This is a genomic window from Streptomyces sp. 147326 (genome assembly GCF_045000215.1).
GTDB lineage: Bacteria > Actinomycetota > Actinomycetes > Streptomycetales > Streptomycetaceae > Streptomyces.
On record NZ_CP134201.1, the window covers coordinates 3,578,223 to 3,601,773 of the forward strand.

Genomic DNA, 23,551 nt, shown 5'->3' on the forward strand with positions numbered 1-23,551 from the left:
CCCGCCGCTGGCCGGATCCTTCCGGGTCGCGCCGACCCGGTCCGTACGGTGCCGGGGTACCGGGCGGTAGCGGCGCGTCCGGATCCAGCCCCGGCCGAGCGACCGGTTTCCGTTCCGGGACAGGGCAGGCCCGACACCGCTGCGCGGGGCTCCGCGGGCGCCGCCCACACCCGCGCCTCGATCGCCGGCGGGGCTTGGTCGTGCGGCGGCCGCTCAGGCCCGCACCCGGGGCCTCCGGCCCGGGACGCCCTCAAACGCCGGGCGGGCTGGAAATCCAGCCCCGCCGGCGTTTGGGGCGCGGGGTCTGGGGCGGAGCCCCAGCAGCGGCGGCGCAGGTCAGGACAGCGGGAGTCCCGGGGCCGGGAAGGCGGCCATGAGGTCGGCGACCTCGGCGCGGACCGCGGCCAGGGCCGGCTCGTCACCCTTGGCCGCGGCGTCGACGGCGCGCGAGATCCAGTCGGCGACCTGCGGCATGTGGGCGACGCCCAGACCCCGCGACGTCAGCGACGGCGTACCGATCCGCACCCCCGAGGGATCGAACGGCTTGCGCGGGTCGAACGGAACCGTGTTGTAGTTCACCACGATCCCCGCCCGGTCCAGGGCCTTGGCCGCGACCTTGCCCGGCACGTCCTTGCCCGTCAGGTCGATCAGGATCAGGTGGTTGTCCGTACCGCCCGACACCAGGTCGAAGCCCCGCTCCAGCAGCGCCGCCGCCAGCGCCTTCGCGTTGGCGACGACCGCGTGCGCGTAGGCGGTGAAGGACGGCTGGGCCGCCTCGTGCAGGGCCACCGCGATGCCGGCCGTCGTCTGGTTGTGCGGGCCGCCCTGGAGGCCCGGGAAGACCGCCTTGTCGATGGCCTTCGCGTGCTCCTCGCGGCACATCAGCATCGCGCCCCGCGGACCGCGCAGGGTCTTGTGCGTCGTGGTGGAGATGACGTCCACGTGACCCGCCGGGGACGGGTGCGCGCCACCCGCGATCAGGCCCGCGATGTGGGCCACGTCCGCGACCAGGATCGAGCCCGCCTCCTCGGCGATGGACGCGAAGGCCGCGAAGTCGATCGTGCGCGGCAGGGCGGTGCCCCCGCAGAAGATCAGCTTGGGCCGCTCGGCGAGGGCCAGGTCGCGCACGGCGTCGTAGTCGATGAGCCCGGTGCCGGCCTGGACGCCGTACTGCACGCCCCGGAACCACGAGCCCGTCGCCGAGACGCCCCAGCCGTGCGTCAGGTGCCCGCCCATCGGCAGGGCCATGCCCATCACGGTGTCGCCGGGCTTCGCGAAGGCCAGGTACACGGCCAGGTTGGCCGGCGAGCCGGAGTACGGCTGCACGTTCGCGTGGTCCACGCCGAACAGGCCCTTCGCCCGCTCGACCGCCAGGGCCTCGACGCGGTCGATGTTCTGCTGGCCCTCGTAGTAGCGGCGGCCGGGGTAGCCCTCGCTGTACTTGTTCTGCAGCACGGTGCCGGAGGCCTCGAGGACGGCCGCGGACACGTAGTTCTCGCTGGGGATCAGGCGCAGCGTCTGCGCCTGGAGCACTTCTTCCGCCGCGACGAACGACGCCAGTTCGGGATCGGTCGCGCAAAGGGCGGGATGGCGGCTCGCGGACATGGCGGGCTCCTCCGGGGTCGATGTGATCGGTACCCCGCGAGGCCCAGGCGAGCGGCCCTGAATGCGGTCGAACGCGCACGACTCCCCCGGAGTTCGTTCTCCGTGCGCCAGTCGCCGTGCGTACCGCCCACCCTAGATGAGCGAGTCCGCACTGTCGCCTGTGGGGAGGCGACACTGCGGACTCTGCTCACCCGGCGGGCGCGCCGCGCGGAAGGTTTCTGCTTCCGGGACCAGAGCGACGATAAGAAAGCGACGATAAGAAGGGTGACGCCACCCTCGTCACCGCTGCACCGGGCAAGACGGACGATCGGAGACCCCGTGTCGACAACTGCTGATGCCATCCGCTCCGCCGACGCGCACAGCGCGCACACCTACCATCCGCTGCCCGTCGTCGTCGCGTCCGCGGAAGGCGCGTGGATGACGGACGTGGAGGGCCGCAGATACCTCGACATGCTCGCCGGGTACTCCGCCCTCAACTTCGGGCACGGCAACCGGCGTCTGATCGACGCCGCCCGCTCCCAGCTGGAGCGGGTCACGCTCACCTCGCGCGCCTTCCACCACGACCGGTTCGCCGACTTCTGTACCGAGCTCGCGGCGCTGTGCGGCAAGGAGATGGTGCTGCCGATGAACACGGGAGCGGAGGCCGTGGAAACGGCGGTGAAGACCGCCCGCAAGTGGGGCTACGAGGTCAAGGGCGTTCCGGACGGCCACGCCAAGATCGTGGTCGCCGCCGACAACTTTCACGGCCGGACCACGACCGTCGTCTCCTTCTCGACGGACCACGACGCCCGCGACCACTTCGGTCCGTACACGCCGGGCTTCGAGATCGTCCCGTACGGGGACCTCACCGCGCTGTCCCACGCGGTCACCGAGAACACCGTGGCCGTGCTGCTGGAGCCGATCCAGGGCGAGGCGGGGGTGCTGGTGCCGCCCGCCGGGTACCTGAGCGGCGTACGGGAGCTGACCCGCGAGCGGAACGTCCTCTTCATGGCGGACGAGATCCAGTCGGGGCTGGGGCGGACCGGGAAGACCTTCGCCTGTGAGCACGAGGGGGTCGTCCCCGACGTCTACATCCTCGGCAAGGCGCTCGGCGGCGGCGTGGTGCCGGTGTCGGCCGTCGTCGCCGACCGGGACGTGCTCGGGGTGTTCCGGCCGGGGCAGCACGGGTCCACCTTCGGCGGGAACCCCCTCGCGTGCGCCGTGGCCCTGGAGGTCGTCGCGATGCTCCGCAGCGGCGAGTTCCAGCAGCGCGCCACCGAGCTGGGCGACCACCTGCACCACGAGCTGGGCCTGCTGGTCGGCGGGGGCGCCGTAACCGCCGTACGGGGCCGCGGACTGTGGGCGGGCGTGGACATCGCCCCGGGCCACGGGACGGGCCGGGAGGTGTCCGAGAGGCTGATGGACCGGCGGGTGCTCGTGAAGGACACCCACGGATCGACGATCCGGCTCGCCCCGCCGCTGGTGATCAGCAAGGAGGACCTGGACTGGGGGCTGGACCAGCTCCGGGCGGTGCTGGCCTGAGCGCCTAGAGGATCACGTGGGGCAGGAAGCGGGCGTACTCGTCCGTGACCGGCCCCGCCGATTCGCGGATGCCGAGCCCCGCCGCCTCGTCCTCGACGACCCACGCGCCGAGCACCACCCGGTTGCCGTCGAAGTCGGGCAGCGGGGCCAGGCCCTGGAAGCAGTACCGCTCGCCCTCCTCCGGTACGAACGGCTCGCCGCCCTCGCCCGGTTCGTGCAGGGTGACCCCCGCGCCCTCGCGGCCGAGGAGCGGCTTGGCCACGTAGCCGGCGGACCCGGCCGCGGCCAGTTCGCGCGGGCCGTCGAGGTAGGCGGGCAGCAGGTTCGGGTGCTCCGGGAAGAGCTCCCACAGGATCGCCAGCAGCGCCTTGTTGGAGAGCAGCATCTTCCACAGGGGCTCGATCCAGCAGGTGGTGCCGGTGCCGCCGCCGTGGTCGTACGTGCCGAGGACCTGCGGGCCGAACTCGTCCGTGGCCAGCCACTCCCACGGGTAGAGCTTGAAGCAGCTGCGGATGAAGCGGAGCTTCTCGTCCACGAACCGGCCGGACAGGCCGTCCCAGCCGATCTGCTCGACGGAGAGGGCGTGGGTGTCCAGGCCGGCCTGCTCGGCGGTCTCCTGCAGGTAGGCGACCGTCATCAGGTCCTCGCCGAGCTCGTCGGTCTCGGAGTGCGCGAAGTGCAGCGGGCCGGACGGCAGCAGCTCGGCCTGGCGGCGCCAGGCGTCGACGAGGCGCTCGTGGAGGGAGTTCCACTGGTCGGCGCCGGGGAACCGTTCTTCCATCCAGAACCACTGCGGGCTGGCCGCCTCCACGAGGGAGGTGGGCGTGTCGGCGTTGTACTCCAGCATCTTGGCCGGGCTGCCGGTGCCGTCGTAGCGCAGGTCGAAACGGCCGTAGAGGGAGGGCTGTTCGGCGCGCCGGCGCCAGGACTCGGCGATCAGCGCGGCGAGCGCGGGATCGGTGATGCCGAGGTCGGCGAAACGGTCGTGCTCGACGATGTGCGCGGCCGCCGCCAGGCACATGGCGTGCAGTTCCTCGACGACGTTCTCCAGGGCCTCGACCTCGGGGAGGGAGAAGGAGTAGTACGCGCTCTCGTCCCAGTAGGGGCGCAGGGTGTCGTCGGGATAGCGGGTGAGGGGATAGATGAGCCCCTGCTCCTCGACGGTCTTCTGCCAGCCGGGGCGGGGCTCGATGGTGTGCCGCTGCATGGGTTCCGGTTTCCTCAGCCGCCGCTGGAGCCGGAGCTGCTGTGGCCGCCGATGCCGCCGCGGGTGACGGCGGACTTGTCGAAGCTGCCGCCGGAGACCTTGCCGGCGCTGATGATGCCGCCGTAGTAGTACGCGCCGCGGCCGCCGCTCTTGCACTCCTTGTTGTTCAGGTGCTCCAGCGTGGAGCGGGACGCGCAGCGCTTGTCGGGCTCGTCGCTGCTGCCGCAGGCCACGAGGGTGGCCGCGAGCAGGCCCATGCCGCCGAGGGCGACCGCGCCGGAGCGCATACGGCGCTGGTTGGTGCTGCTGCTGTCCATGTCTGCTGCTCCCCCTGGGGCCTGGCGTACTGCCGACAGAGTAGAGCGGTGGCCCCGGCCGATGGAATCCGGCCGCCGTGAGATCCGTGACCTAGAGTCAGTTCGTGCTCATTGGGATGATTTGCGCCCTCGGTGCGGCGGTCTGCTTCGGCACGGCGTCCGTTCTCCAGGCGGTCGCGGCGCGGGCGGCGGAGCCGGGATCGGGGTCCGGGGTGGACACGGCGCTGTTCCTGCGCGCCGTACGGCAGTGGCGCTACCTGCTGGGCCTCGGCCTCGACGCGGTCGGCTTCGTCCTCCAGATCATCGCGCTCCGCCATGTCCCGATCTACGCGGTGGGGGCCGCGCTGGCCGCCAGCCTGGCGGTGACGGCGGTGGTCGCGGCGCGGCTGCTGCGGGTGCGGCTGTCCCGGACGGAGTGGGGCGCGGTGTGGGTGGTGTGCGCGGGGCTGCTGATGCTCGGGCTCGCCGCCGGGGAGGAGGGCTCGGGCACCGGGTCGCTCGCGCTGGAGCTGGGGCTGCTGGCGGTGGCGGGGCTGGTGCTGGTGGTCGGCGCGGTGGCGGGGCGGCTCCCGGACGGCCCCCGGGCGCTGGTCCTGGGTCTGGCCGCGGGGACGGGCTTCGGGGTGGTCGAGGTCGCGGTGCGGCTCATCGACTCCCCCTGGGACCTGCGCAACCCCGCGCTGTACGCACTCCTGCTGGGCGGCGGGGCGGCCTTCCTGCTGCTCACCTCGGCGCTGGCGCGCGGCTCGGTGACCGCGGCGACGGCGGGGCTGGTGCTCGGCGAGACGATCGGGCCGGCGGTGGTGGGCGTGGTCTGGCTCGGCGACCGCACCCGCGAGGGCCTGACCTGGCTCGCCGTGACCGGCTTCGTCGTAGCGGTGGCCGGCTCCCTGGCCCTGGCCCGCTTCGGCGAACCAGCCCCACCGCCGACGCCGTCCCCGGCCGGGTGACCAAGCCGATCCTCCCCGCCCGCCGCCCCGGGGCTCCGCCCCGCACCCCAGGCGGGTGATGCAGGCCCGTCCGCCACCCGCGCCCCGCCGCCCCGGGGCTCCGCCCCGCACCCCAGGCGGGTGATGCAGGCCCGTCCGCCACCCGCGCCCCGCCGCGCCGGGGCTCCGCCCGAACCCCAGGCGGTGATGCCGGCCCGTCCGCCACCCGCGCCCCGCCGCGCCGGGGCTCCCCAGCAGGCGGCCGGTCACGGGAGGGCGGCGACGAGGGCGGCCAGGGTGGGGGACCAGGCGCTGTCCGACGGGGTCCCGTAGCCGACGACCAGCGCGTCCCGCGGCGCGAGCCCCGCCTCCGGGTGCCGGAACGCGGACAGGCCGTGCAGGGCCAGGTCCTGCCAGGCGGCCGACTGCAGGACCGACCTCTCCGTCCCCGCCGGGAGGTCCAGCACGGCGTGCAGCCCCGCCGCGATCCCCGACACGCCCACCCGGCCCGCCACCGCCGCCACCAGTTCGTCCCGCCGCCGCCGGTACCGCAGCCGCATCCCGCGCACGTGGCGGTCGTACGCCCCCGAGGTGATGAACTCCGCCAGCGTGAGCTGCTCCAGCGTGCTGGAGGCCCAGTCCGTGGGGCCCTTGGCCGCCAGCACCTCGTCCAGCAGCCCCGGCGGGACCACCATCCAGCCCATCCGCAGCCCCGGCGCCAGTGACTTGCTGGCCGTCCCGAGGTAGACCACCCGGTCCGGGTCCAGCCCCTGGAGGGCGCCGACCGGCTGGCGGTCGTAGCGGAACTCCCCGTCGTAGTCGTCCTCCAGGATCAGACCGCCCGTGGTCCGGGCCCAGTCGACCGCCGCCGCCCGGCGGGCCGGGGTCAGGGCCGCGCCCGTCGGGAACTGGTGCGCCGGGGTCAGCAGCACCGCGCCCGCCGCTGCGGTCAGCTCCCCCGTGCGGGCCCCGTCCCCGTCCACCCCCAGCGGCCGCGTCCGCAGCCCCGCCCGCACCAGCAGGTTCCGGTGGAAGTCCAGGCCGTACCCCTCGACGGCCACCTCCCGCACCCGCCGCGCCCGCAACACCCCCGCCAGCAGCGTCAGCCCGTGCAGGAAGCCCGCGCACAGCACGATCCGCTCCGGGTCCGCGTACACCCCGCGGGCGCGTGCCAGGTAGCCGGCCAGCGCCTGCCGCAGCTCGATGCGGCCGCGCCCGTCGAGTCCGTACCCGAAGGCCTCGTTCGGCGCGTCGGTCAGCGCCCGCCGGGCCGCCGACAGCCAGGCCGCGCGCGGGAAGGCGCCCAGGTCCGGGAAGCCGGGCAGCAGGCTGTACGAGGGCCCCTTGCGCGCGGGGCGCCGTACGGGCGCGGCCGCCGCGGCCCGGCGCGGACGGGCCCGTTCCGCGACCCGGGTGCCGGACCCCTGGCGGGCGGTCAGCCACCCCTCGGCCACCAGTTCGGCGTACGCCTCCGCCACCGTGTTGCGTGCGATGCCCAGGTCGGCGGCGAGGGTGCGGGAGGACGGCAGCCGGGTCCCGGCCGCCAGCCGCCCGCTGCGCGCGGCCTCGCGCAGCGCCTCGGTGAGACCGGCCCGCAGACCGCGCCCTGCAGAGAGGTCCAGATGCAGGTCGGCGCCGAAAGTGGCCCATGATTCCGTCATGGATATGGACCATATCCCTGGGCCGCCTTCCTCCTACGGTGGATCACATGACGAACAGCACGCAGAACCGGCAGACCCCTTCCCCGGCGCACGAGCACGCGCCCGAGCACACCCCGCGCATGCAGATGGCGAAGCTCGCCCCCGAGGTCTACAAGGCCGTCCTGGCCCTGGAGATCGCCTCCCGCAAGGGCCTGGACCCGGCCCTGGTCGAGCTCGTCAAGATCCGCGCCTCGCAGGTCAACCACTGCGCCTTCTGCCTCGACATGCACACCAAGGACGCGATCGCGCACGGTGAGAGCGTCGACCGGATCGTGCAGCTGGCCGCCTGGGAGGAGTCGCGGCACTTCTACACCGAGAAGGAGCTCGCGGCGATCGAGTTCACCGAGGCCGTCACGGTCCTGACGGACGGTTTCGTGCCGGACGAGGTGTACGAGAGGGCCTCGAAGCACTTCGAGGAGCGCGAGCTGGCCCAGCTGATCGCCGTCATCGCGACGATCAACGTCTGGAACCGCATCGGCGTCACCACCCGCATGGTGCCGGGCCACTACAAGCCGGGCATGTACCAGTCCTGACCCGCCCCTGAAGGAGCGGGCCGGGCAGCAGGCACACCGCGGCGGCCGACCGGCCAGGCCGGCGCCGGGCCGGGTCACCCGACGCCCGGTCAGCCTCCCGGTCAGCCGCCCAGCCGGAACGCGGCCAGCGCCGCCGCGTGGTGGTCCTGCGTGACCTGCCATTCGGCGGCCGGGCCGGCGGTCAGCACCGCCCACTTGCCGCCGTCCCCCGCGAAGAAGACCCGTTCGACACCGCGCCGCACCCCGCGCGACTCCTCGCTGTCGTACTGGTAGACGAGCTCCGCCGCCCCGGAACCGCCCTGGACCGGGCCCACGCTGATCTCCTCGTACCCGCGGGTGCCGCCCCGCAGGTAGGTGGAGGCCTGTTTGACCGCGTCGAGCGGGCTGAGCTCCGGCTCCGACACCCGGAAGATCTGGATCAGCGCGGTCCGGTCGGCCGAGCGGTAGAAGACCCCCTCCTTGAGCTCCTCCCGCACCCAGCCGGCCGGGACGGCGATGGTGAAGCCCGACGGGTCCTGCCTGGTCTCGTGGCCCCCCGCCCCCGGCCCGGTGCCGGACGCGCTCGGGCCCGGGACCAGGCTCGGGCCGGGGCCGGCCGTCGGGGAGCCGGAGGCGGTGGGCGATGCCGTCCCGGACGGCCCCCCGCCGGACCACGACGGCGTACCCGAGGCCACCGTCTCGTTCTTCTCCCCCGCGCGGTCGTCCGTGTCCCGGGCCAGGAACCACACCGCCCCGGCGCCGATCACGACGGAGGCCACCGCGATGCCCGCCGTCACCGGGGTCCGCCACCGGCCGCCCGGCCCGCCGGAGGGCGCCGGGTAACCGGGCGGCGGCGGTACGGGCGGCAGGTACGCGGGCTCGGCGCCGAACGGCGGCTGCGGTGCGGTCGGCGCCCCGTACGGGGGCGGGGGCGGAGCCCCCGGCCCGAGCGGGTCGTACGCCGGCGGCGCGCCCTGCGGCCGCGGCGGCGGAACCGGAGGCATGCCCGGTGGCGGCCCCGCCGGCGGGGCCTGGTCCACCACCCAGCGCTGCGCCTGCGCGTCCCAGCGGCGCGGGCCGGACGGCGGCTGTGCCGGAGCCACGGCTCAGCCTCCCAGCGCGCCGAGCAGGCTGCCCAGGGCAGCGGCCGCGCTCACCGACTCGACCAGCGGAGCCCACCGCTCCAGCGCCGCGCGCAGCCGGGCGGGCAGGCCGGGCCGGATCGTCTCGGTGCCCTCCAGCTGCTCGGCGATCCCGTCCAGTTCGGCGTCGAGCGCGGTTCTGTCGTCGCCCCGGGGGGCTTCCCGTACGAGCGCCTCGCGCAGGGTGAGCACGGCCTCCAGCAGCTGTGCCGCGTCGGGTGCGCTCGCTCCCGTACCGCCGTGGTGGACGGTGTTGGTGTTGTTGGAGCCGCTGAAACTGACCGCGCTGCCGTGGACGCCGCCGATCCACACCCCGGGCTCCGGCCCGCTCCCGCTTCCGCTTCCGCTATCTGCCGCCATGGCTCCCCCTGTGTGTGCTGTTGTGATTGCCGCTGCCGCCGAAGCTGATCGCGCTGTCGTGCGCCGCACCCAGGTAGTTCTCGATGTGGATGCCCGCGCGCCGCGCGAACGCCTCGGTGTGCCAGCCGCCTTCGTGCAGGACCAAGGTAATACCGGCGATGACCCGGTCCTGAATGGTCTTCAAGTACCGGTCGAGGTCCATGAGATGGAACAGCGATCCGTTGTCCTGCGCCGCGAGTTCGCGCACCGACACGCGCGGCCCCTCCGGCCGGGCGCCTCCGTGACCGCCGGCCGCGATCCTCACCCAGCTCGCGACGCCGCGGCCCAGGGTGACGAGGGAGGCCGTGAAGGAGCCGGGGGTGTGCCGCAGGGCCCAGACCACCTTCCCGAACCGGTTGTTGTTCAGGTAACGGCGGGCGTCCGCGTCCGCGTTGTGGAAGGCGACGTGGACGGGCAGCAGCACGTGCGGCGCCAGCTCCACCATCATCATCCCGCCCTGGGTGTGGACCCGTACGAACAGGGTGACGACCATGTTCTCGTCCCAGCCGCCCACGCGGATGCGCAGGAAGTGCCGGCGGCGTTCGCCGCCCTCCTCGATGGCCTCGGCCCGGTGCGTTTCGAAGTCCGCCCGCACGTGCGGTCCTTCGTCGCGGTGCCCCAGGCCGCCGCCCGGCAGGAACACGCACTGGTCGACGACCAGCTCGCGCATCCGGTCCAGTACGGCGGCCTGGGCCTGCGGGGACCCGTGCGGCGAGGGCACCCGCAGCCGCTCCACCAGGGGCACGACCCCCTCCAGGATGCGGGCGTTGGTGAGCGGCTCCGGTGTGGTGCCGGCGGGCAGGTCCTCGCGGGGGCGCAGTTCGAAGGAGTCCTGCCAGGGGCGGTACGCCTGACCGGCCCCGGCGAACGGGTCGTTGATGTCGTACATGATCAGCGGCGAGTGCTGTTCGTCGATGATGCGCTGCCGCACGCGGGCGAACCGTACGCCGACGTCGGCCTCGGCGGGATCGGCCGGCCGGTGGGCGTACCGGTCCCGGTTGAGGTCGTTGGCGATGGTCCGGGCGACGTAGCCGCGCTGGAGTCCCACGACGGTGACGACCGCGGCGAAGACCGCCGGCACCCAGCCGATGACGAATCCGGTCGCCACGCCTCCGATGCCCTGCGAGAAGATCAGGGCGCCGAGGCCGATCGTGCCGCCCGTGTCGTCGAAGGCGCCGAGCAGGGCCAGCCAGATCCAGAGGACCAGGAACAGGAGGGCGAGCAGGTTCCACCAGGCGTAGATCCGCACCACGATGGACAGGAGGCGGGCCAGCAGGCCGGACCGGGCCCTGAGCCAGCCGGCGAGGCTCAGCAGCAGGAACGGGACGAGCAGCAGCGCGAGGGCGCCCCCGGTGAGCACGGAACCCACGAACCAGGCGCCGAGTACGCCGAGCGCCCAGCCGAGTTCGGCGCGGCGGGCGCGGAGGGCGTGGGCGAGGACGCGCGAGGCGTCGAACCCGTACGAGGGCGCGACGATCCGCTCCTCGTGGACGTACAGCTCCTCGATCACCCGATCGCGGTACCCGGCGTCGATGTAGGTGCCCGCGCACAGGAAGCGGCCGGCCTCGCTGAACGCCGGTTCGACGGGGGGACGGCCGTTGCGCAGGTCGTCCTGCGGATCGCCTGCGGACTGACGGGGAATCGGGCTCTCGGTCACCGACCGACCTTAGGTTTCCCCTACATCATGCGATAGGCGTAAACACGCCAAAGCGCCCCGGCCGGGTGGGGCCGGGGCGCTCGGGTCCGTACTCCCCGCCGAGGTGATCGCACTCCTCGGCGGGAAGGACGGATCAGATCAGGCCGAGCTCGCGGACCGCGTCGCGCTCCTCCGACAGCTCCTGGACGGAGGCGTCGATGCGGGTGCGGGAGAACTCGTTGATGTCCAGGCCCTGGACGATCTCGTACTTGCCGTCCTTGCAGGTGACGGGGAAGGAGGAGATCAGACCGGCCGGGACGCCGTAGGAGCCGTCCGACGGGATGCCCATCGAGGTCCAGTCGCCCTCGGCGGTGCCGTTGACCCACGTGTGCACGTGGTCGATGGCGGCGTTGGCGGCCGAGGCGGCCGAGGACGCGCCACGGGCCTCGATGATCGCGGCGCCGCGCTTGGCGACGGTCGGGATGAAGGTCTCGCCGAGCCACAGCTCGTCGTTGACGACCTCGGCGGCGTTCTTGCCGGCGATCTCCGCGTGGAAGATGTCCGGGTACTGGGTCGCCGAGTGGTTGCCCCAGATGGTGAGGCGCTTGATGTCGGAGACGGCGGCGCCGGTCTTCTGCGCGAGCTGCGAGATCGCGCGGTTGTGGTCCAGGCGGGTCATCGCGGTGAAGCGCTCGGCCGGCACGTCCGGGGCGGCGGCCTGCGCGATGAGCGCGTTGGTGTTGGCCGGGTTGCCCACGACCAGGACCTTGATGTCGTCCGCGGCGTTCGCGTTGATCGCGGCGCCCTGCGGCTTGAAGATGCCGCCGTTGGCGGAGAGCAGGTCACCGCGCTCCATGCCCTTGGTGCGCGGGCGGGCGCCCACGAGCAGCGCGACGTTGGCGCCGTCGAAGCCCTGGTTGGGGTCGTCGAAGATGTCGATGCCCTTGAGCAGCGGGAAGGCGCAGTCGTCGAGCTCCATGGCGGTGCCCTCGGCGGCCTTCATGCCCTGGGGGATCTCCAGAAGACGGAGCTTGACCGGCACGTCCGCGCCGAGCAGGTGACCGGAGGCGATGCGGAAGAGCAGCGCGTAGCCGATCTGGCCGGCGGCGCCGGTGACGGTGACATTCACAGGAGTGCGGGTCATGGCCTTCTCCGTTAGACAGCTGGCGGTGGGGCGTCCCTGCCCCATGTGCTGGAGGACGCCGCTCCCCTGTAAATCTTGACGTGAAGAGACATCCGCGGTCAGGCTATCCGACCCGGAAGCGGGCTAACCCCCGGGTCCCTGTGGTGCGTGGCACACGGACCCCGCGGTTTCGAAGGCGGAGCCGGTTCCAGGGCCCCCGTTCGGCCCCCGTTCGGCCCCCGTTCCGACTACTCCACCAGGAAGATCCGGCCCGTCTGGTGGCCCTCGATCGACTTGACGTACGCGTTCGCCGCGCGGGCGACCGGCACCGGGTCGAACCCCGCGAAGGTGTCCCCGTACACGTCGAGGGACTCCTCGAAGACGGTGGGGCTGACGGCGTTGATGCGCTGGCGGCCGGGCAGTTCGATGGCCGCGGCGCGCACGAAGGCCTCGACGGCGCCGTTGGCGAGGGCGGCCACCGCGCCGGTGAGCAGGGGTTCGCGGGCCAGGATGCCGGTGATCAGTGTGTACGAGGCGTGCGCGGGCAGGTGTGCGAGGCCCTGGCGGACCAGCTCGATCTGGCTGACGACCTTCCCTTCGAGGCCGCTGCGGATGTCGTCCGTGCCCAGTTCGCCCAGGCGGCGCCACGGCACGCTGCCGGCCGCGCTCGCCACCGCGTCGATCTCGCCCACCCGTTCGGCCGCCTGCGCGTACATGGTCCGGACGGACTCCGGGTCGGTGATGTCCACCGGAACGTCGGCGCCCTTGCGGGAGGCGGTGACGACCTGGTGGCCGCGCTCGCGCAGGGCCGCGTGGACCGCCCTGCCGAGGGTGCCGTTCGCTCCGACCAGGAGGACCTTCTGCTTCGCGTTCATGGCACGAGCATCACCCCACCTGATGATGAAGTCCAGCTACCTCTCCTACAGCAATCATTAAGATGAGCTCATGCTTGACGTGAAGCGGATGATCATCCTCCGAGACCTTGCGGCCCACGGGAAGGTGACCGCCGTCGCCGACCTGCACGCGGTCACCCCCTCCGCCGTCTCCCAGCAGCTGCGCGCCCTGGAGGCCGAGGCCGGGGCCGTCCTCGTCGAGCGGGACGGACGCGGTCTGCGGCTCACCCCGGCCGGCGCGGCGCTGGCGGCCGCCTGCGAGCCGGTGCTGGCCGCCCTGGAACGGGCCGAAGGGGCGGTACGGGCCCTCGCCACGGAGCCCTGCGGCGAACTGGCCGTCGGCTGCGCCCCGAGCGCGCTGGCCACGGTGGCCGCGCCGCTCGTGGCCGAGCTAGCCGTACGCCACCCCCGGCTGCGGCCGCGCATCGTGCAGGCGGACCCGGAGGAGGCCGTGCCGCAGCTCCGCGCGCGCCGTCTGGACCTGGCGGTCACCTACGCGTATCCGCTGCTCGGCGCCCCGCCCGCGCCCGGGACCACCGCGGTGCCGCTGTTCGAGGACCCGCTGTGCCTGGCGCTGCCGCGGGCCCTGGTCCCCGCCTACGAGCGGGACGGGCTCGCCGCGCTGCGGGAGGCCGACTGGGTCTCGGCCCCGGCCCCGAGCAGCTGCCGCGAGATGCTGCTCCACGCCTGCAGGAACGCCGGGTTCACCCCGCGCATCGCGCACGAGTGCGGGGACCTGCGCGCCGGGCTGTGGCTCGTGGCCACCGGGCGGGCGGTGTCGATCCTGCCGAGGCTGCTGTGCGACGCCCCGCCGCCCGGCGCCGCCGTACGGGAGCTGCCGGGGCCGGGGCGGACCCTGGACGTGCAGGTCCGGGCGGGCACGGAGACCCAGCCGGCCATCGCGGCCGCCCTGGCCGCACTCACCGGACTCGCCGCGCTCGCAGGACCCGGCGCACTCACCGCACGGTGAAGCGGACCGCGCTCTCCAGGAACGGGATCTCCAGCAGCGGCTTGGGCTCGATCACCAGCGCGAGCAGCGTGATCGCCACGCCCAGCAGCCCGTACGTGATCATGTCCGTGAAGCGGGAGCGCACCGCGAGCATCCCCACCGAGGGCAGCACGCGGCGCAGCACCGAGGCGGCGATCAGGGCCACGCCGATCGCCAGGCAGCCGATCTTCGGGTGCCCCAGCGCGGTGGCCAGCAGCCCGGCCGCGGTCGCGGTGAGCACGCTGAGCATCGGCCACTGACGGGCGGGGGTGGACACGGCCCCCGGGACGGCGCGGCCGCTGCCCTCGGGGCGGGCGGTGTCCCGGGTGACGGACGGGAAGCGCCGGGACCGGCGCGCCTCGTCCGCGGGCGAGGCGACCGCGCCGGCCGCGCCCGGGGTGACGGGCGTGCCGGGCGCACCGGCGGTGACGGGCGTGCCGTTCGCCGCGGCCGCGCCACCGCCGCCGGCCGCGCGCCCGGCGTGCTCGCCGTCCCGTTCAGCCTGCACTGGTGGTCCGTTCCGCCGCCTCGACCACGTTGACGAGGAGCTGGGCCCGGGTCATCGGGCCGACTCCGCCCGGGTTCGGGGAGATCCACTCGGCCACCTCGGCCACGCCGGGGTGCACGTCGCCGACGATCTTCCCGTCCTGGTCGCGGCTGACGCCCACGTCGAGCACGGCCGCGCCCGGCTTCACGTCCTCCGGCTTGACCAGGTGCGGGACACCGGCCGCGGCGACGATGATGTCCGCCTGGCGCAGCAGCCCGGAGAGGTTGCGCGTACCGGTGTGGCAGAGCGTCACGGTGGCGTTCTCGGACTTGCGGGTGAGCAGCAGGCCGATGGAGCGCCCCACGGTGATCCCGCGGCCGAGGACGACGACGTGCGCGCCGTTGATGCCGACGCCGTGGTGGCGCAGCAGTTCGACGATCCCGTACGGGGTGCAGGGCAGCGGGCCCGGCTCGTTCAGCACCAGCCGGCCGAGCGACATGGGGTGCAGGCCGTCGGCGTCCTTCAGCGGATCCATCAGCTCCAGGACCCGGTTGGTGTCGATGCCCTTGGGGAGCGGGAGTTGGACGATGTAGCCCGTGCACTCCGGGTTGGCGTTGAGCTCCCGCACGACCGCCTCGATGTCCTCCTGGGAGGCCGTCGAGGGCAGTTCGCGCTGGATGGAGGCGATGCCGACCTCGGCGCAGTCCTTGTGCTTGCCGTTGACGTACCAGCGGCTGCCCGGATCGTCACCGACCAGGAGGGTGCCGAGGCCGGGGGTGATGCCCCGGGCCTTCAGGGCCGCCACGCGGGCGGTCAGTTCGGACTTGATCGCGGCGGCGGTGGCCTTGCCATCGAGAATCTGGGCGGTCATGCCCCCATCCTCCCGGATGAGGTGGCCCCTGTTCCAGTCAAGGCGCTCACGGGTGTGCAGCGTTCATTGCACTTGCACAACAAGTGACCGGCCGCACCGTAACGAACTGGACAAGCCATGGCTGCCGGACGACGATGAAACGACTGAGTGCCGCGGGCAGTGCCGGGGGGCGGACCGCACCGTGCAGGATTCCTCCGCGCTCATTGCCGTGCGTCCCCGCACTTCCACGGAGGAACACCCCAAGATGAGCTTCGGCGACCCGCACAATCCGTACGGACAGCAGCCGCCCCAGGCCCCGCAGGGCCAGCCCGGCTACGGCTACCCGCAGCAGGCCCCGCAGGGCATCCCGCCGCAGGGCGGCTACGCCTACCCGCAGCAGGCACCCCAGGCGTACCCGGGCGGTCCCGTCGGATACCCGGGCGCTCCGGTCTACGAGATGCCCGGCGGCGCGAAGGCGGCCCGGGTCATCCTCTTCATCATCGGCGGCCTGCAGGTCATGGGCGGCCTGTTCTTCATCATCGGCGGCGCCGTGTTCGCCGCGGCGTTCTCGGAATCCAGCTACTCCAGCTCCTCCACGGAGGACGCGGGGGCCATCGCCGGCACCGTGGGCCTCGTCATCGGCCTCCTCTTCATCGGCCTCGCCCTGTGGCCCATCCTGACCGCGGCCAAGATGGCCAAGGGCCGGGGCGGCGTCCGTGTCTCCGGCATCATCTACGGATCGCTGCAGGCCCTCTTCGCCGCTCTCGGCCTGCTGACGAACCTGGTCGCGCTCAGTGCCGACGAGCACACCCCGGCCGGCTTCGCCCTGATCGCCGCACTGCCGTCGCTGCTCTCCCTCGCCCTCGGCATCACGGTCATCGTGGGCCTCGCGAAGGCGGGCGACTACTTCCGGCGCCCCCAGTACTGAGCCCCTCCCGTACGCACACGGCGAAGGCCGCGTCCCGCAGTGCGGGGCGCGGCCTTCGCCGTCAGCCGGGTATCGGTGATCAGTGGAAGAAGTGCCGGGTGCCGGTGAAGTACATGGTCACGCCGGCCTTCTGCGCGGCCTCGACGACCAGCTCGTCACGGACCGAACCGCCCGGCTGGACCACGGCCTTGATGCCCGCAGCCGTCAGGATCTCCAGCCCGTCCGGGAAGGGGAAGAAGGCGTCGGACGCGGCGTACGAGCCCTGCGCGCGCTCGGCGCCCGCCCGCTCGACGGCGAGCTTCGCCGAGTCGACGCGGTTGACCTGGCCCATGCCGACGCCGACCGAGGCGCCGTCCTTGGCGAGCAGGATCGCGTTGGACTTGACGGCCCGGCAGGCCTTCCACGCGAAGGCCAGCTCGGCGAGCTCGGCCCCGGAGAGGGCGTCGCCGGTGGCGAGGGTCCAGTTGGCCGGGTCGTCGCCCTCGGCCTGGAAGACGTCCGACTGCTGGAGCAGCGTGCCGCCCGAGATCGGCTTGAGGTCGCCCGGCTGGTGCGGGGTGCCGTCCACCTTCAGGACGCGGATGTTCTTCTTCCTGGCCAGGATCTCGACCGCGCCGTCCTCGTAGCCGGGGGCGGCGATGACCTCGGTGAAGATCTCCGCGACCTGCTCGGCGAGCTCGACGGTCACCGGGCGGTTGACGGCGATGACGCCGCCGAAGGCCGACAGCGGGTCGCAGGCGTGCGCCTTGCGGTGGGCGGCGGCGACGTCATCGCCGACCGCGATGCCGCACGGGTTGGCGTGCTTGATGATCGCGACGCAGGGCTCGTCGTGGTCGTAGGCGGCGCGGCGCGCGGCCTCGGTGTCCACGTAGTTGTTGAAGGACATCTCCTTGCCGTGCAGCTGCTCGGCGTTGGCGAGCCCGCCCGGCTGCCCGTCGGTGTAGAGCGCGGCGGCCTGGTGCGGGTTCTCGCCGTAGCGCAGGGTCGACTTGCGCTCCCAGGCGCCCGCGAGGAACTCCGGCAGGACCGCCTCCGGCTCCGGCGCGTACGCGTTCGTGAACCAGGAGGCGACGGCCACGTCGTAGGCGGCGGTGTGCTGGAAGGCCTCGGCCGCCAGCCGCTTGCGGGCGGTGAGGTCGAAGCCGCCGCCCTGGGCCGCGGCGATGACGTCGGCGTACCGCGCGGGGCTGGTGACGACGGCGACCGACGGGTGGTTCTTGGCGGCGGCGCGGACCATCGACGGGCCGCCGATGTCGATCTGCTCGACGCACTCGTCGGGGGTGGCACCCGACTGGACGGTGGCCAGGAACGGGTACAGGTTGACGACCACGAGGTCGAAGGGCTCGACGCCCAGCTCGGCGAGCTGGTTGCGGTGGTCCTCCAGGCGCAGGTCGGCGAGGATGCCGGCGTGCACGCGCGGGTGCAGGGTCTTGACGCGGCCGTCCAGGCACTCGGGGAAGCCGGTCAGCTCCTCGACCTTGGTGACGGGCACCCCGGCCGCGGCGATCTTCGAGGCGGTGGAGCCGGTGGAGACGAGCGCGACGCCCGCCTCGTGCAGCCCGCGGGCCAGCTCTTCCAGTCCCGTCTTGTCGTAGACGCTGATGAGCGCACGCCGGATCGGCCGCTGGTTCGTGGTCGGGTCGTTGCTCGCTGCGATGTCTGCGGCGGTCACTGGATCGTTACCTTTCGTCCCTCAATGCGGTAGCCGTGCCGGGCCAGGCGCCCCACGACATCGACGAGCAGCTGGCGCTCGACTTCCTTGATGCGCTCATGGAGAGCGGCTTCGTCGTCCTCGTCCCGGACCTCGACCACACCCTGGGCGATGATCGGACCGGTGTCCACGCCGCTGTCCACGAAGTGGACCGTGCAGCCGGTGACCCTCGCGCCGTAGGCGAGCGCGTCCCGTACGCCGTGCGCACCGGGGAAGGCCGGGAGGAGGGCGGGGTGGGTGTTGATGAACCGGCCGCCGAAGCGGTCGATGAACTCCTTGCCCACGATCTTCATGAACCCGGCCGACACGACGAGGTCCGGCGCGTGGGCGTCGGTCGCCTCCGTCAGGGCGACGTCCCACTCCGCACGGCTCGCGTAGTCCTTCACCGGGCAGACGAAGGTGGGGATCCCGGCCTTCTCCGCCCGCTCCAGGCCGGCGATGCCCTTGCGGTCGGCCCCCACGGCGACGACTTCGGCACCGAAGCCCTCGGATCCGCCGGGGTGGGCGTCGATGGCGTCGAGCAGGGCCTGGAGGTTGGTGCCGGAGCCGGAGACCAGCACGACCAGGCGGGAGGCGGCCATGGGAGGCCCTTTCTCGCGGAATTGCGGTGTTCGTCTTTGTGTGGTCATACAAAACTTCGGGGTACCGATATACGGGGAACCATACGAAGCCACCGACCGCCTGCAACGATACCGGCACACCGGACGGCCCCCGAGGGACGGGGGGACGGCCGGGCGGTAGCGTCAGGCGTACAAGCCGCAAACTGGCCTCACCTCGCCACGACGTCGCCACGACGTCCATGACACAGGGGAAGAAACACACCCGATGCCGGACCGCCGTCAGCCCGACTCCCCCACCGACGACAACCCCTTCGCGGCTCCGCCGGAAGGCCGGCCCGACCAGCCCTGGCAGCCGCGCAGCGGTGGTGACGGCGGGAACGGGGAGGGCCCGGGGGATTCCGACGGCCGGCGGGGCCCGGCGCGCTGGGACCCGACCGACCCGATCCAGCGCCGCGCCCGCTATGCGCTGCTGGCCGGCATGTGGGGCTTCTTCTTCGGGATCTTCGGCATCCCGTCGGTGGGCCTGCTGCTGGGTGCGCTCGCCCTGTACTGGGGAATCAGCGCCCTCCGCGGCAAGCCCGCGGCGGCGGCCGCCCCGGGCGCCCCCGCCGGCCTGGACGCCCTGGGCCCGGCGGCCCGCCCCCAGCGCACGGCGGCGGTGAGCGGCCTGGTCACGGCCTCACTGGCGATCCTGCTGGCGATGAGCTCGTACGGGCTGCAGCTCGCGTACAAGGACTTCTACGTCTGCCGCGACGACGCCCTCACGAGCACGGCGGAACTCCAGTGCAACACCCTCCTCCCGGACAACGTGGTGGGCGACGTCCTGAAGGTCCGCCAGTAGCCTCGCCGGCACCCCCAGCCCCTCCGCACCATCCGGCCCCGCCGCCTCCCCCGGCCCCGCCGGCGTTTGAGGCGCGGGGGTCTGGGGGCGGAGCCCCCGGCAACGGCGCCGCGCCCGGCACATTCCGGCCCCGCCGCACCATCCACCCCCGCCGCCTCCCCCGGCCCCGCCGGCGTTTGAGGCGCGGGGGTCTGGGGGCGGAGCCCCCGGCAGCCGGGCCTAGGCGGGCGGCTTCCGGCGGGCCAAGACCCGCACCCCCACCACCGGCGGAGCCAACGGCGGAGCCGGCGCAGGAGCCGGATCGACCGGCAAGCCGACCGGTTTCGCCGCGATCAGGATCGGCGTCAGATCCAGCCCGCGCCCCGACACGACGGTCACCGCCCGAGGCGCCCGCGCCACAGGAGCCTCAGCAGCGGCCGGAGCCAAGGCCGCCAGAGGGATCAAGGGAGCCGCCGGAGGCTCCGGCGGGGCCGCCACCGCCCCGATCTCAGGAATCAGCACCCCCGCCGCCTTCCGCATCGCGGCCCACCGAACCTCCCGTACGCCACTGTCGTGCCACCGGTCGTCCACCACCTCGTCCACGTCCAGCGCGGACAGCGCGTCGAGCGCGGCCAGCCCCCTGGCCGGCCGGTTCCGCCACGCATGCACCGCCACCGCCACCGGCACGGCCAGCAGCAGCGTCCACGCGCAGGCCGCCGCCCCGGTGGCCCACCACACCGGCCCGAAGTCCGACAGCCGCCGCGAACCCATCGGCCCCGCCGAGGCCGCCGCGAGCCCGGTCATCACCAGCCCGCAGACCACCGCCCCCAGCGCCGCCGTGAGCGCGGTCTCCCCGTACGAGACCTCGCGCGCCCGGCGCACCGCGAACCAGCCCACCGCCAGCCCGGCGGCCACCGGCACTCCGGCGACCGCCCAGGTCAGCGGGGTACCAGGTCCCTCGGGCGGGAGCGCCGCCAGCAGCGGGAAGCGCGGCAGCCCGGGCTGGCCCGCGAAGCCGAGCGGCGTGGCGGTGGCGCTGGCGCCGAGGGCGAAGCCGGGCCCGAGGGCGTAGGCCGCGCCCCAGATTGTGGCGTTCGGCATCAGCGCGAGCGCGAGCAGCAGGACCGCGAACCGGCCCGACCACACCCCGGTCAGCGACAGGAACGCGGTCTGGACCTCGGCGCCGTGCCACGCGAGCGAGGCGCCGACGAGCAGCGCGCCGCCGCCCAGCAGGACCAGCGCGCCGCCCGCCCCGGCCCGCAGCGCCAGCGCGTAGCGGGGGCGCATGACGGCCCTTCGTACGCCCCCTGGCAGCCAGGACGGCAGCGGTCCGAGCGGACGCCCCCTGGCTCCCCACACCCCGCCGAGGGCGGCGAGCACGGCGACCAGCGGGACGTGCCAGGCCGCGCTGAGCGGGTCGGCCGGCATGGGGCCGCCGGCGGCGTAGACCGTGGCGAGGGCCCCGACGGCGAGGTATCCGCAGAGCACGGCCGAGAACACGGCGCCGGCCGGCAGCACCTCCTCGTCCTCCTCCTCGGACGCGCTCCCCAGCCGGGCGGCCCGCCGCATGAGGAGCACGGGCAGCGCGATGAGGAGCAGCGGCGTCAGGCCGACGGGCGCGGGCACGCCGGACAGGGTCTCGTACCGCACCAGCTCCGTCCCGTGGGCGAGCAGCCACAGCCCGGCGGCGAGGTGCAGGGCCCCGCCGGGGCCGCTGTCGGGGTAGGGGGAACTGATCCACAGCACGATGACGAGCACGGCGAGGAAGCCGAGCCCGAGTCCGGCCGCCACGGCGCCGCCCGCCACGCATGCTGCGGCGGCGGGCGAACGGCGCCGCGCAGCGGCTCGCGGGGCCGTCGGCAACGAGGTCCCGCGTTCGGTCACTTGGGTCACCCCGCCATGGTGCCAACGACACGCGCTATGGGCGGGTAACAGGCGAATGTCCGTGGTGTCGCCCAATATACGTTTATGTACTTTTTCGCCCAAGGCGGTCGGGTCGCGGGGAGTGTGGCATGACACGAAGCGTCGAGACGGCCTCCTCATCGGCCTCGGAGCTGCGCCTGCCCGCCCCCGAGGAGCGGCGCAGGCTGCGCGAAGCGGCGGAACTGACGCACGAGCAGGTCGCGGAGGCGGTGGGCGTCACCGCGACGACGGTCCGCTCCTGGGAAACGGGCCGCACGGACCCCCGCGGCCGCAACCGCGAGGCGTACGCGGCGTTCCTGACCGCCCTGGCGGCGCCGGCGGCCGCCCCGGAGCGGGCCGACACCGCGTCAGACGGGCCCGCCGGTACGGCATCCGAGGCCGGGACGCCCCAAACGGCCCAGACGGCGCAGACGGCGCAGACAGCGACGGCGGACGCGCCCGCCACGACCGCCACGCCCGCCACGCCCGCCGAGGACTCCGCAGGGGTGCCGGCAGAAGGCCCGGCAAGGGGCCCGGCCGCGGACTTCGACGCCCTCTACGACCATGCCGCCCCCGCCCTCGCCCGGCAGACCTACCTGCTCACCGGGCGCCGGACCCTCGCCCTGAAGGCCGTGGAGCGCGCCTTCACCCGCGCCTGGGCCCGGTGGCCCGAGGTGGCCACCGACCCGGATCCGGTGGGCTGGGTGCGCGCGGTCGCGTACGACTACGCCCTCTCCCCCTGGCACCGGTTCCGGCGCGTCCACCGCCGGCAGGACGCGCGCCCCGCCGATCCCGCCGACCGCATCCTGCTCGACGCCGTGCTCGCGCTGCCCACGCGCCACCGCCGTACCGTCATGCTCTACGACGGCGTCGGCCTCGACCTGCCCGACACCGCTGCCGAGACCGAGGCCAGCACCCCCACCGCCGGCATCCGCCTCGTGCACGCGCACGCCGACCTCGCCGACCGGATCCCCGAGCTGGCCGAAGTACCGCCCGAGAAGCAGTCCGCGCTGCTGCGCGACCTGTTCACCGCGCTGCGGCCGGCCGCCCCGCTCGACCCGCGCCCGGCGGCGGCCGTACGGGGCGGCGGCGAGCGGCGCGTACGGCTGTGGAGCCGCGGGGCCCTCGGGCTGACCGCGGTGATCGCCACCGCGACCGGCTACACCGCGGTGACCGCGGCCGACCACTACGAGCCCCCGCAGGCACCCGGCCAGAGCGTCTCCGGCGTGCCTCCGCTGAGCGGACCCCAGCAGCTCACCGCGCGGAGCCGGCAGCTCCACGACAAGCTGCGCGCCGACCCGGAGGCCGGGCCCGCCAGGATCGCCCCGAAGGGCGAATGAGAACGGGCGTGGCCCGCACCCACCGAGGGGTGCGGGCCACGCCCGTACATCCGTACGTGTGACCGTACGGGGACTGCTTACTGAGCGGCGTTCAGGATCTCGCGCGCCAGCTTCGCGGTCTCGGTCGGCGTCTTGCCGACCTTGACGCCGGCGGCCTCGAGGGCCTCCTTCTTGGCCTGCGCGGTGCCGGAGGAGCCGGAGACGATGGCGCCGGCGTGGCCCATGGTCTTGCCCTCGGGGGCGGTGAAGCCCGCGACGTAACCGACGACCGGCTTGGTGACGTTCTTCGCGATGAAGTCCGCCGCACGCTCCTCGGCGTCGCCGCCGATCTCGCCGATCATGACGATCAGCTCGGTGTCCGGGTCGGCCTCGAAGGCCTCCAGGGCGTCGATGTGCGTGGTGCCGATGACCGGGTCGCCACCGATGCCGACGGCGGAGGTGAAGCCGATGTCACGGAGCTCGTACATCATCTGGTAGGTCAGCGTGCCGGACTTGGACACGAGACCGATCTTGCCGGGCTTGGTGATGTCGCCCGGGATGATGCCGGCGTTGGACTGGCCGGGGGTGATCAGACCCGGGCAGTTCGGACCGATGATCCGGGTCTTGTTGCCCTTGGCGGTCGCGTACGCCCAGAAGGCGGCGGAGTCGTGCACCGCGATGCCCTCGGTGATGACGACGGCCAGCGGGATCTCGGCGTCGATCGCCTCGACCACGGCGGCCTTGGCGAAGGCCGGCGGGACGAAGAGGACGGAGACGTTGGCGCCCGTCTTCTCCATCGCCTCGGCGACGGAGCCGAAGACCGGGACCTCGGTGCCGTCGAAGTCGACGGTGGTGCCGGCCTTGCGCGGGTTCACGCCGCCGACGATGTTGGTGCCGTCAGCCAGCATCAGCTTGGTGTGCTTCATGCCCGTGGCACCGGTCATGCCCTGGACGATGACCTTGCTGTCCTTGTTGAGGAAGATAGCCATGTGAGTCTGTGAC

General features: G+C 73.6%; 22 protein-coding genes and 1 riboswitch. Of the genes, 7 read left to right on the forward strand and 15 right to left on the reverse strand.

What is annotated here, in order from left to right; all coding sequences use genetic code 11:
* Window positions 1-336: 336 nt before the first annotated feature.
* Window positions 337-1,605, reverse strand: a complete 1,269-nt coding sequence (glyA, locus tag RIU97_RS15790; RefSeq protein ID WP_404957286.1) for a serine hydroxymethyltransferase — start codon at window positions 1,603-1,605, stop codon at window positions 337-339.
* Between the two features lie 34 nt (window positions 1,606-1,639).
* Window positions 1,640-1,730: riboswitch (ZMP/ZTP riboswitch) on the reverse strand.
* Between the two features lie 193 nt (window positions 1,731-1,923).
* Between glyA and rocD the strand changes: the two genes are divergently transcribed.
* Window positions 1,924-3,126 carry an ornithine--oxo-acid transaminase gene (rocD, locus tag RIU97_RS15795; RefSeq protein WP_404957288.1) on the forward strand — a complete coding sequence of 401 codons (1,203 nt, stop codon included), beginning with the start codon at window positions 1,924-1,926 and terminating at the stop codon, window positions 3,124-3,126.
* Window positions 3,127-3,130: 4 nt separating this feature from the next.
* Here rocD and RIU97_RS15800 read toward each other — a convergent pair whose 3' ends face one another.
* Together RIU97_RS15800 and RIU97_RS15805 are read right to left on the reverse strand one after the other, a co-directional pair.
* Window positions 3,131-4,333: a glutathionylspermidine synthase family protein gene (locus RIU97_RS15800; protein ID WP_404957290.1), complete on the reverse strand. Its 1,203-nt coding sequence runs from the start codon at window positions 4,331-4,333 to the stop codon at window positions 3,131-3,133.
* Between the two features lie 14 nt (window positions 4,334-4,347).
* Entirely contained in the window at window positions 4,348-4,650 is a 303-nt protein-coding gene (locus RIU97_RS15805) for a hypothetical protein (protein WP_404957292.1), read from the reverse strand.
* Between the two features lie 104 nt (window positions 4,651-4,754).
* Between RIU97_RS15805 and RIU97_RS15810 the strand changes: the two genes are divergently transcribed.
* On the forward strand, window positions 4,755-5,600 hold the full coding sequence (locus RIU97_RS15810) for a hypothetical protein (RefSeq protein ID WP_404957294.1): 846 nt from the start codon (window positions 4,755-4,757) through the stop codon (window positions 5,598-5,600).
* A gap of 245 nt (window positions 5,601-5,845) precedes the next feature.
* Here RIU97_RS15810 and RIU97_RS15815 read toward each other — a convergent pair whose 3' ends face one another.
* Window positions 5,846-7,240 carry a PLP-dependent aminotransferase family protein gene (locus RIU97_RS15815; RefSeq protein WP_404957296.1) on the reverse strand — a complete coding sequence of 465 codons (1,395 nt, stop codon included), beginning with the start codon at window positions 7,238-7,240 and terminating at the stop codon, window positions 5,846-5,848.
* A gap of 47 nt (window positions 7,241-7,287) precedes the next feature.
* Between RIU97_RS15815 and RIU97_RS15820 the strand changes: the two genes are divergently transcribed.
* A complete protein-coding gene (locus tag RIU97_RS15820) occupies window positions 7,288-7,812 on the forward strand; it encodes a carboxymuconolactone decarboxylase family protein (protein ID WP_404957297.1) in 525 nt (174 codons plus the stop codon).
* A 101-nt stretch (window positions 7,813-7,913) separates the two neighbouring features.
* Here RIU97_RS15820 and RIU97_RS15825 read toward each other — a convergent pair whose 3' ends face one another.
* The 5 genes from RIU97_RS15825 to RIU97_RS15845 all read right to left on the reverse strand — a co-directional run bounded on the left by RIU97_RS15825 (window position 7,914) and on the right by RIU97_RS15845 (window position 12,966).
* Window positions 7,914-8,894: a serine/arginine repetitive matrix protein 2 gene (locus tag RIU97_RS15825; protein WP_404957298.1), complete on the reverse strand. Its 981-nt coding sequence runs from the start codon at window positions 8,892-8,894 to the stop codon at window positions 7,914-7,916.
* Window positions 8,895-8,897: 3 nt separating this feature from the next.
* Window positions 8,898-9,293, reverse strand: coding sequence for a hypothetical protein (locus tag RIU97_RS15830; protein ID WP_404957300.1), 396 nt, complete (start codon window positions 9,291-9,293; stop codon window positions 8,898-8,900).
* Complete coding sequence (locus RIU97_RS15835) at window positions 9,280-10,989, reverse strand: hypothetical protein (RefSeq protein ID WP_404957302.1); 1,710 nt, start codon at window positions 10,987-10,989, stop codon at window positions 9,280-9,282. The genes RIU97_RS15830 and RIU97_RS15835 overlap by 14 nt, the downstream gene beginning before the upstream one ends.
* Window positions 10,990-11,122: 133 nt before the next feature.
* Window positions 11,123-12,112 carry a malate dehydrogenase gene (locus tag RIU97_RS15840; RefSeq protein WP_401607229.1) on the reverse strand — a complete coding sequence of 330 codons (990 nt, stop codon included), beginning with the start codon at window positions 12,110-12,112 and terminating at the stop codon, window positions 11,123-11,125.
* Window positions 12,113-12,339: 227 nt separating this feature from the next.
* Entirely contained in the window at window positions 12,340-12,966 is a 627-nt protein-coding gene (locus RIU97_RS15845; RefSeq protein ID WP_404957305.1) for a short chain dehydrogenase, read from the reverse strand.
* Window positions 12,967-13,036: 70 nt separating this feature from the next.
* Here RIU97_RS15845 and RIU97_RS15850 point away from each other — a divergent pair, with 70 nt between their 5' ends.
* Entirely contained in the window at window positions 13,037-13,954 is a 918-nt protein-coding gene (locus tag RIU97_RS15850) for a LysR family transcriptional regulator (RefSeq protein ID WP_404957307.1), read from the forward strand.
* On the opposite strand, the gene RIU97_RS15855 is transcribed toward RIU97_RS15850, so the two are convergent.
* Window positions 13,941-14,480 (reverse strand): DUF3017 domain-containing protein, encoded by a 540-nt coding sequence (locus tag RIU97_RS15855; RefSeq protein WP_404957309.1) that lies wholly within the window; start codon window positions 14,478-14,480, stop codon window positions 13,941-13,943. The genes RIU97_RS15850 and RIU97_RS15855 overlap by 14 nt on opposite strands.
* A complete protein-coding gene (locus tag RIU97_RS15860) occupies window positions 14,470-15,330 on the reverse strand; it encodes a bifunctional methylenetetrahydrofolate dehydrogenase/methenyltetrahydrofolate cyclohydrolase (protein ID WP_404957311.1) in 861 nt (286 codons plus the stop codon). Before RIU97_RS15860 ends, RIU97_RS15855 begins: the two co-directional genes overlap by 11 nt.
* 244 nt (window positions 15,331-15,574) lie before the next feature.
* Between RIU97_RS15860 and RIU97_RS15865 the strand changes: the two genes are divergently transcribed.
* A complete protein-coding gene (locus RIU97_RS15865; protein ID WP_404957313.1) occupies window positions 15,575-16,237 on the forward strand; it encodes a hypothetical protein in 663 nt (220 codons plus the stop codon).
* 79 nt (window positions 16,238-16,316) lie between these two features.
* Here RIU97_RS15865 and purH read toward each other — a convergent pair whose 3' ends face one another.
* Both purH and purN read right to left on the reverse strand, forming a co-directional pair.
* Window positions 16,317-17,909 (reverse strand): bifunctional phosphoribosylaminoimidazolecarboxamide formyltransferase/IMP cyclohydrolase, encoded by a 1,593-nt coding sequence (gene purH, locus RIU97_RS15870; RefSeq protein WP_404957315.1) that lies wholly within the window; start codon window positions 17,907-17,909, stop codon window positions 16,317-16,319.
* The gene (gene purN / locus RIU97_RS15875; RefSeq protein WP_404957317.1) at window positions 17,906-18,529 is read right to left on the reverse strand and encodes a phosphoribosylglycinamide formyltransferase; all 624 of its coding nucleotides are present in this window, start codon (window positions 18,527-18,529) and stop codon (window positions 17,906-17,908) included. Before purN ends, purH begins: the two co-directional genes overlap by 4 nt.
* A 244-nt stretch (window positions 18,530-18,773) precedes the next feature.
* Here purN and RIU97_RS15880 point away from each other — a divergent pair, with 244 nt between their 5' ends.
* Window positions 18,774-19,349 (forward strand): hypothetical protein, encoded by a 576-nt coding sequence (locus tag RIU97_RS15880; RefSeq protein WP_404957319.1) that lies wholly within the window; start codon window positions 18,774-18,776, stop codon window positions 19,347-19,349.
* 219 nt (window positions 19,350-19,568) lie between these two features.
* Here the strand turns inward: RIU97_RS15880 and RIU97_RS15885 are convergent, their stop codons facing one another.
* Window positions 19,569-21,221 carry a DUF6350 family protein gene (locus RIU97_RS15885; RefSeq protein WP_404957321.1) on the reverse strand — a complete coding sequence of 551 codons (1,653 nt, stop codon included), beginning with the start codon at window positions 21,219-21,221 and terminating at the stop codon, window positions 19,569-19,571.
* Window positions 21,222-21,340: 119 nt separating this feature from the next.
* On the opposite strand from RIU97_RS15885, the gene RIU97_RS15890 reads away from it, so the two are divergent.
* A complete protein-coding gene (locus RIU97_RS15890; protein WP_404957323.1) occupies window positions 21,341-22,570 on the forward strand; it encodes a helix-turn-helix domain-containing protein in 1,230 nt (409 codons plus the stop codon).
* 77 nt (window positions 22,571-22,647) lie between these two features.
* Here the strand turns inward: RIU97_RS15890 and sucD are convergent, their stop codons facing one another.
* A complete protein-coding gene (gene sucD / locus RIU97_RS15895; protein ID WP_362056576.1) occupies window positions 22,648-23,538 on the reverse strand; it encodes a succinate--CoA ligase subunit alpha in 891 nt (296 codons plus the stop codon).
* Between the last annotated feature and the right edge of the window lie 13 nt (window positions 23,539-23,551).

Bases quoted from the DNA above. Each gene is read 5' to 3' on its own strand.
- RIU97_RS15805 (WP_404957292.1), bottom strand. From the start codon at position 4,650: ATGGACAGCAGCAGCACCAACCAGCGCCGTATGCGCTCCGGCGCGGTC.
- RIU97_RS15890 (WP_404957323.1), top strand. From the start codon at position 21,341: ATGACACGAAGCGTCGAGACGGCCTCCTCATCGGCCTCGGAGCTGCGC.
- RIU97_RS15800 (WP_404957290.1), bottom strand. From the start codon at position 4,333: ATGCAGCGGCACACCATCGAGCCCCGCCCCGGCTGGCAGAAGACCGTC.
- RIU97_RS15845 (WP_404957305.1), bottom strand. From the start codon at position 12,966: ATGAACGCGAAGCAGAAGGTCCTCCTGGTCGGAGCGAACGGCACCCTC.
- RIU97_RS15815 (WP_404957296.1), bottom strand. From the start codon at position 7,240: ATGACGGAATCATGGGCCACTTTCGGCGCCGACCTGCATCTGGACCTC.
- sucD (WP_362056576.1), bottom strand. From the start codon at position 23,538: ATGGCTATCTTCCTCAACAAGGACAGCAAGGTCATCGTCCAGGGCATG.
- RIU97_RS15830 (WP_404957300.1), bottom strand. From the start codon at position 9,293: ATGGCGGCAGATAGCGGAAGCGGAAGCGGGAGCGGGCCGGAGCCCGGG.
- RIU97_RS15860 (WP_404957311.1), bottom strand. From the start codon at position 15,330: ATGACCGCCCAGATTCTCGATGGCAAGGCCACCGCCGCCGCGATCAAG.
- RIU97_RS15840 (WP_401607229.1), bottom strand. From the start codon at position 12,112: ATGACCCGCACTCCTGTGAATGTCACCGTCACCGGCGCCGCCGGCCAG.
- RIU97_RS15850 (WP_404957307.1), top strand. From the start codon at position 13,037: ATGCTTGACGTGAAGCGGATGATCATCCTCCGAGACCTTGCGGCCCAC.
- RIU97_RS15865 (WP_404957313.1), top strand. From the start codon at position 15,575: ATGAGCTTCGGCGACCCGCACAATCCGTACGGACAGCAGCCGCCCCAG.
- purN (WP_404957317.1), bottom strand. From the start codon at position 18,529: ATGGCCGCCTCCCGCCTGGTCGTGCTGGTCTCCGGCTCCGGCACCAAC.
- RIU97_RS15880 (WP_404957319.1), top strand. From the start codon at position 18,774: ATGCCGGACCGCCGTCAGCCCGACTCCCCCACCGACGACAACCCCTTC.
- glyA (WP_404957286.1), bottom strand. From the start codon at position 1,605: ATGTCCGCGAGCCGCCATCCCGCCCTTTGCGCGACCGATCCCGAACTG.
- RIU97_RS15820 (WP_404957297.1), top strand. From the start codon at position 7,288: ATGACGAACAGCACGCAGAACCGGCAGACCCCTTCCCCGGCGCACGAG.